This window comes from Streptomyces sp. NPDC058284 (assembly GCF_042881135.1).
Taxonomy (GTDB): Bacteria; Actinomycetota; Actinomycetes; order Streptomycetales; family Streptomycetaceae; genus Streptomyces.
Genome location: NZ_JBHVYE010000005.1, coordinates 325,301 through 338,782 on the forward strand (window position 1 = coordinate 325,301; position 13,482 = coordinate 338,782).

Annotated in this window: 10 protein-coding genes; 4 read left to right on the top strand and 6 right to left on the bottom strand. The window is 66.2% G+C overall.

What is annotated here, in order from left to right:
• Positions 1-67: 67 nt before the first annotated feature.
• The 3 genes from ACFVYR_RS10755 to eccE all read right to left on the bottom strand — a co-directional run bounded on the left by ACFVYR_RS10755 (position 68) and on the right by eccE (position 5,940).
• Positions 68-3,526 carry an SCO5717 family growth-regulating ATPase gene (locus ACFVYR_RS10755; protein ID WP_384262070.1) on the bottom strand — a complete coding sequence of 1,153 codons (3,459 nt, stop codon included), beginning with the start codon at positions 3,524-3,526 and terminating at the stop codon, positions 68-70.
• Between the two features lie 297 nt (positions 3,527-3,823).
• A complete protein-coding gene (locus tag ACFVYR_RS10760; protein WP_384262067.1) occupies positions 3,824-4,594 on the bottom strand; it encodes a hypothetical protein in 771 nt (256 codons plus the stop codon).
• Positions 4,594-5,940 carry a type VII secretion protein EccE gene (gene eccE, locus ACFVYR_RS10765; RefSeq protein WP_384262064.1) on the bottom strand — a complete coding sequence of 449 codons (1,347 nt, stop codon included), beginning with the start codon at positions 5,938-5,940 and terminating at the stop codon, positions 4,594-4,596. Before eccE ends, ACFVYR_RS10760 begins: the two co-directional genes overlap by 1 nt.
• Before the next feature lie 175 nt (positions 5,941-6,115).
• Between eccE and eccB the strand changes: the two genes are divergently transcribed.
• From eccB to ACFVYR_RS10785, 4 genes are all read left to right on the top strand, one after another.
• Complete coding sequence (eccB, locus tag ACFVYR_RS10770) at positions 6,116-7,645, top strand: type VII secretion protein EccB (RefSeq protein ID WP_384262061.1); 1,530 nt, start codon at positions 6,116-6,118, stop codon at positions 7,643-7,645.
• Positions 7,646-7,675: 30 nt separating this feature from the next.
• Positions 7,676-8,953, top strand: coding sequence for a type VII secretion-associated serine protease mycosin (gene mycP, locus ACFVYR_RS10775; protein WP_384262058.1), 1,278 nt, complete (start codon positions 7,676-7,678; stop codon positions 8,951-8,953).
• 560 nt (positions 8,954-9,513) lie between these two features.
• The gene (locus tag ACFVYR_RS10780) at positions 9,514-9,846 is read left to right on the top strand and encodes a WXG100 family type VII secretion target (RefSeq protein WP_384262055.1); all 333 of its coding nucleotides are present in this window, start codon (positions 9,514-9,516) and stop codon (positions 9,844-9,846) included.
• Positions 9,847-9,878: 32 nt separating this feature from the next.
• Positions 9,879-10,187, top strand: coding sequence for a WXG100 family type VII secretion target (locus tag ACFVYR_RS10785; protein ID WP_384262052.1), 309 nt, complete (start codon positions 9,879-9,881; stop codon positions 10,185-10,187).
• A gap of 114 nt (positions 10,188-10,301) precedes the next feature.
• Here ACFVYR_RS10785 and ACFVYR_RS10790 read toward each other — a convergent pair whose 3' ends face one another.
• The 3 genes from ACFVYR_RS10790 to ACFVYR_RS10800 form a co-directional block, all read right to left on the bottom strand.
• Positions 10,302-10,616: a DUF397 domain-containing protein gene (locus tag ACFVYR_RS10790; RefSeq protein WP_384262050.1), complete on the bottom strand. Its 315-nt coding sequence runs from the start codon at positions 10,614-10,616 to the stop codon at positions 10,302-10,304.
• Positions 10,617-10,805: 189 nt separating this feature from the next.
• The gene (locus ACFVYR_RS10795; protein ID WP_384262047.1) at positions 10,806-11,336 is read right to left on the bottom strand and encodes a hypothetical protein; all 531 of its coding nucleotides are present in this window, start codon (positions 11,334-11,336) and stop codon (positions 10,806-10,808) included.
• Between the two features lie 35 nt (positions 11,337-11,371).
• Positions 11,372-13,477, bottom strand: coding sequence for a hypothetical protein (locus ACFVYR_RS10800; protein ID WP_384262045.1), 2,106 nt, complete (start codon positions 13,475-13,477; stop codon positions 11,372-11,374).
• Positions 13,478-13,482: the final 5 nt, after the last annotated feature.

Genomic DNA, 13,482 nt, shown 5'->3' on the forward strand with positions numbered 1-13,482 from the left:
GACGGGCCCGCGCCGAGGAACGGCGCGGGCCCGCTGATGAATCGAGGTCGACGTGGATGCCGACCCGCTACTGCTGAGGAGGCTGCGGCTGCTGGGGAGGCTGCGGCTGCTGCGGCCCGCCCGGCTGGAAGGGTGCCCCGGGCTGGAAGGGTGCACCCGGCTGGGCGGCCTGGGGGGCGGCCTGTGGGGCCTGAGGCGGCTGGGGGGCCTGCCCGGGCTGGGGTTGCGGCGGCTGGCCGTGCTGGGGGTAAGCCTGCTGCGGCTGCTGAACCTGCTGAACTTGCTGAGCTTGCGGCGGCTGAGGCTGCCAGCCCTGCGGGGCCCCGGGCTGCTGGGGATAGGGCTGCTGGCCAGGCGTCGGTTGCTGCCCAGGCGCCGGTTGCTGCCCAGGCTGCGGTTGCTGACCGGGCTGCGGTTGCTGGGGAGCGTACGGCTGAGGCTGCCCCTGAGGCGGAGCCTGGTACGGCATCCCGCCTCCCGGCTGCCCCGGCTGCCCCTGCTGCCCCGGCATCGGCGGAGCCACATGCGGCGGGGGATTGCCGTCAGACGTCCAAAGCCCCTGCTGCTGCTGGGCCCGCACGAAGTCCTCGGCGACCATCGCCGAGAGGTTGAAGTACGCCTCCCGCACCTTGGGCCGCATCATGTCGAGATCGACCTCCGCACCGGCGGCGAGATGCTCGTCGAAGGGAACGACGACAACCCCCCGGCACCGCGTCTCGAAGTGCGACACGATGTCGTCGACCTTGATCATCTTTCCGGTCTCCCGCACCCCGGAGATGACCGTGATGGACCGCGAGACAAGATCCGCGTACCCGTGCGCGGAGAGCCAGTCCAGCGTCGTCGACGCACTGCTCGCTCCGTCCACGGAGGGCGTGGAGATGATGATCAGCTGATCGGCGAGGTCGAGAACCCCGCGCATGGCGCTGTACAGCAGCCCCGTACCGGAGTCCGTCAGGATGATCGGATACTGCTTCCCGAGCACATCGATGGCGCGCCGGTAGTCCTCGTCGTTGAACGTCGTCGAGACCGCCGGGTCGACGTCATTGGCGATGATCTCGAGCCCGGAAGGCGCCTGCGAGGTGAAGCGCCGGATGTCCATGTACGAGTGGATGTACGGGATCGACTGCACGAGGTCACGAATGGTGGCCCCGGTCTCGCGCCGCACGCGACGGCCGAGCGTACCGGCGTCGGGGTTGGCGTCGATGGCGAGGATCTTGTCCTGCCGCTCGGTGGCGAGCGTCGCCCCCAGTGCCGTCGTGGTGGTGGTCTTGCCGACGCCGCCCTTGAGGCTGATGACGGCGATGCGGTAGCAGGACAGCACCGGCGTCCGGATCAGCTCCAACTTCCGCTGGCGCTCGGCCTCTTCCTTCTTGCCACCGAGCTTGAACCGCGACCCGCCCCCCGCGGGCCGACTGCTCTTGGCCTTGGACTTTGTATTGCGAAGGAGCCGGTCGGAGGAGAGCTCGACGGCGGCGGTGTAACCGAGGGGAGCCCCCGGGTTGGTCCGCTCCCGCTGATCGTGCTGGACGGGCTGCGGCCAGGCGGCACCGGTACGGGGGTCGACGGGCGGCTGCGGCTGTGCCTGTGCCTGCGGCTGTGGCTGTTGGTTGGGGAGGGGGAGGGGCTGCTGGCCGGGAACCGGTTGAGCAAGTTGCACCGGCTGCTGGGTCTGAGGCTGCTGTGCCTGAGGTTGCTGCGGGAAGCCGTAGCCTCCGGCCTGGGCGGGTGCCTGCGGCTGTTGGTTGGGGAGGGGCTGCTGGCCGGGAAGGGGCTGAGCAGGTTGCACGGGCTGGCCCGGTTGTGCCGGCTGTTGGGCTTGAGGCTGTTGCGGGAAGCCGTAGCCTCCGGCCTGGGCGGGTGCCTGCGGCTGCTGGTTGGGAAGGGGCTGCTGGCCGGGACCGGGCTGAGCAGGTTGCACCGGCTGGCCAGGCTGCACCGGCTGATTGACCTGCACCGGCTGCTGCCCCTGCGGCGGCGGAGGCTGCTGAGGAAACCCGTAGCTTCCGCCCTGCGCCGCCGGATTGGGGGCGACGGGGTCGGCGGGCGCGACCGGAGCGGGCGCGAAAGGCATACCGGGCGCGGCGGCCGGGGCAGGCCCCGACTGCGGGAACCCATAGCCCCCCTGCACCGACTCGGGCGTCGGCGTCGGCGTCTCGGCGGCCGGGGCAACCGGGGCGACAGGGGCAGCCGGAGCGCCGGTTACGGGCCAGGCGCCCGGCGCCGGCTGCGGAGCCTGCGGCTGTACGGGGTCGGGCCCGGGCGGCGACGGCTGTACCGGGGGCGAAGTCGGCGCGGGCCACTGCGGCGCGGAGGTCGGAGCCGCAGGCTGGAACGCGGGCGGCAACGGCGGCAGCGCGTCCTGCGGCGCAGGCGGCGGCGGAGTCCACGACGACGGCACAGAATCCTGTACGGAGTCGTCGGCAGCGGACACGTCACTCTCGGGCGCAGCAGCGCTGCCGGAACCACCAGAACCGGCTTCCGCACCGACGGCTCCGGCCCCGGAGTCGGCGCCAGCGCCAGCCGCAGCCTCTTCCTCAGCCGCAGCCTCTTCCTCGGCCCCACCCCCAGCGTCGCGGCCGACCGCGCCGTGCTCCTCGCTCGGCTCAGAGGCGTCGTCATCCGAATGATCGACGGATACGCCCTCGCCGGGGGCCTCATTGGGGGCCTCACTCACCGGGCGCTCAGAGGCCTCAGAAGCCTTGTCAGCCGCAGCCAGCTCTTCCATCTCCCGCTTCAGGGCACGAGCGGAGAACCGCATGGTGGCGCCACTCTCAAGGTCACCACTGCCGAAACTCTCACCGACCGACGTGACAGCAGGCTCTTCGGCTGCAGCGCCCTCCGTGGACTCAGCCGCAGCCTTAGTGCCGACCGCAGCGCCCCCCGTCCCCTCACCCTCATCCTCATTCTCACCGGAGTCCTCGGCGTCGGCCTCCGCCCCGGACTCGGCCGCGACCAAGGCATCAACCTCACCCTTAGGCACGACCCCGGTCACATGCACCGAGACGGAAGGACCGGCAAGGGCCCCGCTCCAATCGGCGGCGCCACCGCCGTTGGCCACCGATGGCACGGCGGGAGGGTCAGACGGCACGGCGCCCTTTTCCGTGGCCTCGTCCACCGTCGCCTCAGAATCCGCTGCGGGAGCCGCAGGCTGAAACCCACTGCCGACCGGCAGCTTCGGAACCGCACTGGGCACACCCGCCGAAGGCGGACTCAAAGGCGCGGGCGGAGCCGAGAAGGACGGCATGACGGGCGGCGGCGTCGAGACAGGCGGCGCAGAAACGGGCGGAGTCGAGACAGGCGCAGAAGCGGATCCAGACGCAGAACCGGATCCAGACACAGAAGACGTGGAGCCGGGCGCCGCCGAAGGCGTCTCACCCGCACTCCCTGAAGCGTTCTGCGTGTACCAGGCGGGCGGCGCGTAGTCGATGGTGAACTCGCCCGTCGTCTCGGCAGCGGACTCCGCGTCGGACTGATCATCGACGGGTGAGTCCCAGCCCCCGCGGATCTCGTCCCGATCGCTGTTCACAATGCCTCCTGATGTGGTCGAGCACCCTCGTGCCGTGGTGGGGGGCGACCGTTCCTGTCGTCCGATCCGCCTGGCTCTCCCCGTTGAGGGACGCGCACGACCCGCTGACGAGTTCTGGCGTCGCGCCCTGTCCCAGCCTAATCACCAAAACCAGCAGCACGGCAGGGCAGTCCACCTCACCGATGCTGTCCATTGCGTCACGCTCGACTCAGGAGTGATCGGCGTAGATCAAACCGTGCCGGACAAATCACTCAACGGCCGACACCACACCCCAAATCCCCCTCCAGCCCCCGAGGTTCAGTCCATCCGCCGAGCGGTACCCAACAATCCGGTCTCGACGTCGGTGGCCTGCGTCATCACGTACTGCCGGTCACGGTCGGCACACCACAACGTCACACCGTCGGCGAGCGTGGGCAACGAATCGACATCCCCACCGGGCAACCCCAACGAGCGCCCGATCTGGGTCGCCTCGTCCGGCGACACCCGCTGCACCCCCACCAGCCGCGCCTGCCGGATGCGCCGAGGCGCGACGGGACTCAAATAGGGCAGCACCGTCAGCACCGACTGCCACGGCCCGGCCACGACCCGCCCTCGGGGCGGCCGCATCCCACAGTCCCGCACGACAAGCACAGGACTCCCCGCCGAAGCCCCCAACGGCGGCACCCGCCCCACATCATGCACAGCCATCCCACTGGGCCCCACCCCGAGCGCCCGCACAAGCTGCCCCCACGCCTCGGCCCGCCCCGTCTCCACAGCGACTCGCGCCCCGGTCGCGGCGGCCCGCAGCGCTATGACCTGAGCCGTCCACAGCCCGCCGATGAACACCATGTCGTACGGCGTGGGCCGGTTGACGCCGAGCACCGCGGGCCGGCCCTCGGCGTCGACCCCGATGACGACACCGTCGTCCCCGATGGGGAGGGCCAGCTCCGGGAGCGACTCGAGCGTGAGTGTGTGACGCTCGTGCCGCGGTCCGATGAGACCGAACCCGGACCGAATCTGCTGACGGATCCGGGCGGCCGTCGACGGGCCCGGCTCCCCGGAGTGGGTGGGTGGCGTGGATGCCGTCATCAGCGAGTACCCCCGAGCGGCAATGTGGCAAGAGTTCCCGGCAGTTGTTCACGATCGAGGCGAACCAGGTGTGTCCGCACCTGCTGAGCCGCCTGTTCCAATGCCCGCCGAGCCGTGACGAGTTCGGCGTCTCCGCGCCCCGTCACGCGTATATGCCCACAGAGTGAGGCTTCCCGTCGATCGTCCAGACGCAGCGTCAGGCTGAACGTGGTCGCCAGTGCCGGAACCGCGGTGAGCGAAGCCACGAGCTGGGGGAGCGCCAGGCCGCCGGCGCCGCCGAGTTGGGGCCATCGCCGGATCCAGTACGTCGTGTGCCTTCGGTTGTCGCAGCGCCACGAGCGCGCCGTCTCCTCGGTCCGGCGCTCCGGCACTTCCGCGCGTCCCGCCTGCGCCGTCACCAGCGGATTGGCGCACGCGGAGGTGGCGATCGCGGAGGTGAGCTCCTCCTCGTTGAGCACGGTGACGCGAAAACCTGCCCCGGTGAGCCGACTTGCCAGTTGGTCGACAGCACGCACGACGCACTTCTGAGCGCCCAGAAGCCCGCCGCCCCGAGCCGCGACGGCCTCCGGGCAGAGCTCCGGGTCGAGCTTCAGGGCGATCCAGGTGATCCGTACCGCCGGTGCGCCTGTCTGGGCCTGCAGGGGAGCGTAATTGCTGACGGCGATCGATTCCTGAGGGAGGTGCAGCGCGGGAGCGGGCTGGGTGTGCAGCACGATCTGGGCGGACTCCAGCCGAATACCGTCCACTTCAAGGGCATCACCCACAATGCCGACGGGCAGGGGCTGTTGACCGCGGTCGGCGCGCAGCGAGGTCGCCTCCGACTCCACCTGGAGCAGTGCCGTCACGAAGGTGCCGTCCCCGACGATGCCCACGGAGCGGCGGTCCTTGTCGCCGTACGCGTACGTCCGCAGGGAGGGGTCGCACTCGACGGCCGGCGCGAGGCCCGGTTCCGTGCCGGGGCGCACCGGTGTGCTCAAGGCCCGCCTCTGCCGCGTCCGCAGCGCCTGTGCGGTGCCGAGCCAGTCCGGCATGGAGCGTCCCCGGCGACGCACGACGGCCAGGAGGAGGAGAGGTGCGGCGGCGAACATGGCCGGGATCAGCAGGAGTTGGTCGATGGCCCAAGCGGAGAGCAGGAGCGCGGCGGCGACCTCAGTCAGGACGAGTTGGTGCAGTCGGAATGAACCGAACTGTTGCGCACGCAAGCGGAGATGTACCGACGCCCGGTTCTGACCAGCGGCCGGAGCACCGGCGGGCCCAGCATGCGACCTCGCGGGGCCGATGGGCCCAGCGGGCCGGGTGGTACGGCGCGCACGTGTCCGCGGCGTGCCCCGCGTGGCGGAAGCCATGACTGCAAACCCCCCGTACTCTCCCGAATCCCCTTGGCGATTACGGTGATTGCGGGTTCCGAGACCCTACCCGCTGCACACGCGCGATCACTCACCATGCATAGTAGGGGCCGGGACTGACATTCGCGGGCGGGGGTTCCCGCTTCGACGTGCGGTGGGGGAGAAGCAGACGGCCATGGCATCACGGCGGGATGAGCTCAACGCGTACACCTTCGCGAAGAAGCGTACGTTGGCGGCATTCCTCCAGCCTTCTCCCACCGGGTCCGAAGAGGGGGCGCCGAGACCGCTGAGGGCCTTCCTGCCGAGTGTGATCGTCGCTGTCCTCGTCATGGCGGTGTTCGGGGCTTGGGGGATGTTCCAGCCCAAGGCTCCACCCGGATGGCACACGCCAGGCACCCGTGTGATCGTGGGCAAGGACTCGACGACGCGGTACGTCGTGCTCAAGACCGGCAAGAAGTCCCGTCTGCACCCCGTCCTCAACCTGGCCTCCGCCCGGCTGCTGATGAACGGAGCCGACTACAAAGTCATCCAGGTCAGCGACGACATCCTCGACGCGGGCAAGCCGCCGCGAGGTCCCATCGTCGGGATCCCCTACGCTCCGGACCGCCTCCCTTCCGCCGACGAGGCGGGCAGGACCAAGCGCTGGGCGGTCTGCGCACAGCCCGGTGCCGGCGGCCGCACCACCCAGGAAGCGACGTTCGTCCTCGCGGACCGCGAGAAGGCCAGGACCGACGGCCCCCAACGCCTCGCACACGGCGAGGTGTTGTACGTGAAGACCCGTACGGGAGCGCGTTACCTGGTCGACGCGACCGGCACGGCGTACCCCGTGAGCGGCACCGAAGGCGACCACCTGACGGATGCGCTCGTGGGGCCCACGAGGAAACCGCAACTCGTGACCAAGGAGTGGATGGCCACACTCCATCGGGGCAGCACGATCCGCTTCCCGCGACTGCCGGCCGGCGTGGGAGATCCGGCCGGAGCCGGAGGCCAGCTGTCGGCCGAGGAGAACCAGGTCGGAATGGTCCTGAAGGCCGAGACGGGCGAGGGCACCAAGCACTTCGTGGTGTTGCCCGGCAAGGTACAGCCGGTCAGCGAGTTCACCGCGTGGCTCCTGATCAACTCACCTCAAACAGCTTCCTTGAACATGGACGGCGAAGCCCGCACGGTCGGTCTTCAGGACTTCGCGGCCACCGACGGGGCCTTCGACGGGCAGGCGCGACACTGGCCTCGCCAGCGCGCCGTTCAGGTCAACACCGGTAAGGGGGGCACGAGCCGGGACACCGTCTGCAATGTGCTGCGCGGTGTGGGTGACCAAGGCACGACGGAGCTGAGCACGTGGGCGGGTACGAAGTACCCGACGGACATCGGCGCGGGAGGCACGAGTACGTACGTGACCCCCGGAACGGGCCTGCTCTACACCCAGACCCAGGGCGCCCAGACTACGTCGGGTTCACTCTTCCTGGTGACCGACACCGGACTGCGCTACGCCGTGCAGGCCAACGGCGACAGCGACAGCGAGAAGTCCGACATCGGCGCGGACGCCCAACAGAAGTCCCCCGACGGCACTCCTGAGCCCAGCGAGGCCCAGGTCAAGCTCGGTTACAAGAACGTCCGACCGGCAAAGGTCCCGCTGCCCTGGTCGGACTTCCTGGCCAAGGGGCCGCGACTCGACACGAACAGCGCCCGCCAGCCCCAGGGTTCCTGATCCCTCGACAACCCGATCCCACGCAGGCCCATGCCACCGAAGTCACCGACGGAGAGGACCGACGTAGAGGTGCGGTCACTGAAGAAGGCGCTGCTGACCGGGGCGGCCGTGGCCGCATGCCTGAGCGCGGTCACTCCCGAGGCAGAGGCTGGCGACACCGGGCCCCCTCCGCACGCGCGCGTGCGGCTCGACGGCAGCGGCGCGTGCGAGACACCCGCAGAACAGATCAAGGGCCGTCCCTGGCCGCTCCAGCGGGTGCTGCTCGACGAATTGTGGCAGGACGGCAAGAAGGGCCGGGGCGTTCAGGTAGCGGTCATCGACACCGGGGTGGATGACAAGAACCCCCAGCTTGCGGATGCGGTGGATGCCCGGGCGGGGCGCGATTACCTGGCCAAGGGCAAGGGCGCGGATCCCACCAACGACGAAGTGGGCCACGGCACCAAGGTCGCGGGGATCATCGCGGCCCGCCCGCACAAGGGGACGGGCTTCGTGGGCATCGCACCGGCCGCCACCATCATCCCCATCCGCCAGAACGACGCCGAGAACAGTGGCGACTCGGACACCATGGCGAAGGCCATCGACCACGCGGTCGCTGAAGGCGCCGACGTCATCAACGTCTCCCAGGACACCACGAAGCCCCTGTCCCGCACCTCGGCCCTGGCCAAGGCGGTACGTGACGCGCTCCAGGCCAAGGTCGTGGTGGTCGCGTCCGCGGGCAACGACGGCTTGGACGGCAACACGAAGGACACCTATCCGGCGGCCTTCGACGGCGTCCTGGCCGTGGCGTCCTCCGACCGCAACAACGAACGCGCGGCCTTCTCCCAGGCGGGCTCCTTCGTCGACGTCGCGGCCCCAGGCGTGGACATCGTGTCCACTGTCCCCGGTGGCGGCCAGTGCGCCGACAACGGCACGAGCTTCTCGGCTCCCTTCGTCGCCGGCGTGGCGGCCCTCCTCAAGTCCCGGCACCCCGACTGGAGTCCGGCCCAGATCGCCACCCGGATCGAGCAGACGGCGGAGCGGTCCATCAATGGCCACGACAACTTCGTCGGCTGGGGCGTGATCAATCCCGTCCGAGCCGTCAAGGCTTCCGATCTCACCCACCCGCCGACCTCGCCGACACCGGACCCGGGGGTGTCGAAGGCCCCGGCCCCGGATACGGAGCGATTCTCCCTCGCTGAGACGCCCCAGCAACGAACCGAGCGCCTGGCGATCTATACCTTCGGTATCACCGTGGTCGTCGTCGCGGCGATGGCGGGAACGGCAGCGGCCATGCGAGAGGCCCGTAGAAGGAGAGGCTCCAGGGCATGAGCTTCGGACTGGCTTCGGACTGCCTCCCTCTCCCTTCACCCAGTCGACCGTGGTCGCGGACAATGTACGAAGACGGTGCCACATATGGACACTCGGAGGCGGTTTGCCTCGTTCGACCTGGCGAAAAGGAAGGCCGCAAGAAAGGCAACTCTGGGCGCGATCGTTTGATCTACCCGCGTTTGATCCACCTGCCGCGGATGGGGGGCGGCCGAGTTCTGACGCCTGGACGCTTCCCTCTCCGGAATTGTCGGAGGCCCTTGTCCAGGATGGACGGACGGACAAGGCAGGAAAGACTGGTCGTGGCTGGTTCTCGGCGCCGCAGGCGCGTCGGAAACGACCAACTGATTCCATATGCCTGCTAGTTGAGCAATCAGAATGACTAGAGTGGCCTACAGCATCTCAAGTTGATGCTGCACGGGGGCGGCGCAGCGTCGCGAATCGCGTGGTCGTACATGCGAGATCTGGCGCGACCCTTGCCCGCCGGAGCCGAGAGGCCCTGGCACGGAGTCGAAGAGAGCAGCGGGTATCGCCGCTGTCCGCACATGAGGAGGGCAAGAGCGATGAGCGTTGATTACAGCAATGACGATCTGACCAAACTGGCGGACAGGATCCGCAACTTCCACACGGATGTGAGCAAGCGCGTCACGTCGCTGAACACCGTTGTGGACATGATCCAGGCTGGCTGGAAGGGCGCAGCGGGCAAGGAGTTCGACACACTCCAGCGAGGCGTGAACCAGCACCTGAAGAAGCTTCAGGACAACCTCGTGGATCTGGAAGACGTCATGCGGATGAGCGTCAAGGGCTTCGACAGCCACGAGCAGGAGCGGATCTCGCAGATCCGCAAGGTGGACAACTCGTACGAAGTTCCGAGCAAGATCGTCGACCACGCCTGAGACGCTGCGGCCGGAAGCCAAGGAGTAGCTGAATGTCAGACAACTTCGACCGCACAGCGGTCAACTATGACACCGTCACGACGGCGGCCACCGATGTGCGCAACAACGCCAGGGGGATGGGCGAGGGGCTTGAGAACCTCATGCGTGACGTAGCGCGAGTGGCTGAGACCTGGGAGGGGGAGGCCAAGACTGCGTACCGCGACATTCAGGGGCGGACCGATGCCGAGATGTACGGCATGGTGCAGAAGCTCCAACGCATCGCTCAGCTCCTGGACGAGTCGGTCGTCGGCTACAGGGACACGGACAAGGGCAACGCCGCACGTTTCCGCATGCTGAGTTGAGGCGGGTGCGAGGCGTCATGGGGCGCTCGTCGAGTGCGAAGTGAGGGAGGGGAGCCGGGTGGTTCATGCACCCCGGCTCCCCTCCCTCACCGCTCTCCCTGCAATTCACTGAGCTCAGCCGGAAGCGCTGGCCCCGTCCGCCGGCACTCCACCGTTCCGCACGGTCGGCTCCAGGTCGAACTCCCCGTCCCGCGCCCCGAGCACAAAGGCCTGCCACTCCGCCTCGGTGTACCGCAGCACGGTCTCCGGATCCAGCGACGACCGCATCGCAACGGCTCCCGCCGGTAGATAGGCGATCTCGACGCGCTCCTCGTCAGCCTCGGTGCCGGGCGCGCTGTGCCACTCGGCGTCGGAGATATCAAGGGCGTAGAGCTCGTCCTTCTCCCGCTCCTTCCGCGCCTTGACGTCCTCGTTCTGTCCCTCGCCCATGACGAACCGGCCCCTTCCCGACGTACGAACCAACTGGTGTCTCAGCCTACTTGGCGGGGTCGGACGCGAGGAGGTAGTCCAGCGAGTTTCGATGAGAGGCGACCGGCTGCCTTCTTGAGCCGCTTGCCATGGGCTGGCGCCCTGACGGTGCCCCGCCAAATCCGCTCGACTCGGTTCTGACGAATTCTCTCAGCCACCGCTCCGCGCGCCACCGCACTTGAAGCCCTTCATGGCTTCTTTCATGTACACGCCCATGAACTTCTTTATGTCAGCGCGCGGCCCAGAGTCGTACTTCGATGATCGGGGGAGCAGCAAGGTGAGAGTGAAGTAGGATGCGTCGGATTTCCTGCATGCGGCGGTAGAAATCGCTCCATCATCACCGATGACGGTTTGGTATTCACCGCCCGTTTGGCGTGGTTCCCTCAGGGAGCTGACGGAGCTGTCAGATGTTGCATATTTCATGATGTCAACAGAGGTAGGGGACCAGGCAAACCTGAAACTCATCACGGGTTGGTCGTCGATCATGAGGTCGCAGGGTGCCGTGCGAGCCCTTGCGTTGTCGAGACGGCTGAACTCGCTAAACTTTCCGCTGTCCTTCAACAAAGGGCGGACGTATTGGGCGTTGATCGTCGTACCGCAGATCTTGGAGGGAACCTTTTCGTCGGAATTCTCGCCGCAAGAGGCCAAGGCCAAAGTCGAGAGAGCAAGCATCGGAACCATGGCACATAGTGCACTGCGCTGCGAATTCAACTGGACTACTCCCCTGATACTCCGACAGCATTATCGGCACCGGCGGAAGCTGATTTGTCGATGGTGTCCTGTGCGTCATACTTGCTGCCTCCGTGCACTTGCACCCACTGCTTCGCAAGGGCCATTAGCTGCCCATTTCTCAGCTTGTAGGCATCAACGTTCGCATCGGCCTGTTTATCATCGAGGCGAGCCTGCTCGTCCTTCTGCCACTTGTCGGCGACATAATCGAAACCTGCCTGAACGTCCTCGCTTCCCACGGGCAGATAACTGATTCCCTTATCTACAATCCATTTGCCCTTGATCTCCGCGGTTTTGGGGTCGTCCGCGGCTTGAGATCTAGCTTCTTCCAGGAAACCGATTGTGCGTCCGGCTCTGGTGAGAGAATCTTCGGGGCGCTCTCCCTTGCCCAGCTTCTCATCATAAATGTCTGAGACGATGGATTTGTTGATGCCGTGATTCAATTCTCCATAAGAATCGTCGCTCTTGGAGACCTGCTTGATGACTTCAAAGAGGTCATGTTGCGATACCGGAGAATCAGCAATCTTGACCGTACTCGCTGCCGTGTGCACAGTGTCCCCATGATTGACTAGGATCTTTGCCATCGGCTCCCGCAGAGAAGTCGGGAACTCGTCTCCCTTCTCGGACAGGTGTGAAATGGACGTCTCGAAGACCTTCTTGTTTCCCTCCGTATGCTCGACGAACTTCGCATTTTCGTCCGAAGGGTCTATTCCTGTCGCAGCAGCTTGCAGGGCAGCACCGAAGCCGGCACGGTTGTCGGAATCCAAGGCCGGGGTATAAGTCGAGGCTTTTGCTCCCTCGTGGTCTTCTTCTATGACGTTCCAGTCGCGATGTTGACCATCCCCGGACCCCAAAAGATAGCCGAGATGCTTGTCTGAGTTCAGGAACGATGTGGCAGTGACCGGGTCATGGCTCATTACACCGAGGAGGCCATCAAGTGGATCGTTGGCGAACCAGCCAGAAGCCTTGCCGCTGTATGTGCCCTTTAGGTCCCAGATGTCGGGGTTCTTCTTCTCGGCGCCGATGATGTCATTCCCGACATCCTTGAGGAAGGCAGATGAAAAGCCGTTGGCCTTATCCCCGGTTCCTGCCTGCATGAGGGTGACCAGAGACTGATAACCATGCACTTTCTCTAGGCGGGCGCCGTGGAAGTCTGTTTCATAACGGCTGACCCCAGCCTTTTTCAAACCGGCGTGCCATTCCTTGTACCATTTTGTGTCAGTGTTCTGAGTAGCTTTTGCGAGAGTGTTCGCTAGTCCTGATTCGAGTGTGGCGTAGTCGCTGCCGTGTCCGGGATCTTTAACGTGACCAAGATCATTGAGTCGGTTGGACAAGGTGAGTGTTCCGCTAGGGCCGAGGCTGTCCAGTAGTGTCTTACTGAAGACTTCGTTATCGCTGTACTCTTTGAATGTCCGCTTCAATGCCGCAATCTCGCGCGCTGATGGGTTTGCGCCTTCGTTGATGCGAGTAAGGGTATTTGCCGCTTCCTCGGCCTCATGTTCTGCTTCATAGTCCTTGATCTTCTTTCTGGCGTGGGCGTTAAACCCGTTGAGGGTTCCGTCACCCAGGTCGGAATCGATCACGACAGCTTCAAGAGAGAGTTTAACGTCGCGATCGGCTTCATTGACGGCTTCCACCGCCTTACGGATGTGTCCCGACCAAGATCTCTCAAGCTCTGGGAGCCCTGGGTCGTTACGTGCGGCGCGGGCTTGACTTTCAGTGGCATTCTTGTAATCGAAGCGACAAATTCCCTGATCGGATACGGACATACCTGCGTCGACAGCCTGCGAACGCGCCTTTTTGACCGCTGCTTTCAGCTCAGAGAACTGAGCGTGCGCGTCGCGCAGCAGCGAGGCTACTGCCTTTGCCTCCGTTTGTGCTGCTCGGATTTCTCTGAGTGTGACGTCGAATCGTTCGTTTGCTGCCCCGGCACTCTGCCCTCGCCACGTGGGACCGCCCAGCGAGATCCCGTGGACATCTCTCTTGTACTGCCCTTCCAGGGTCTTGAATGAGTCCGCCATGTCATCCCACTTCTTGGCCGCTGTCGACAGAGCTGACAATTCGGTGGTCATGACTTCGTGGTAGCTGGGCATGGAGC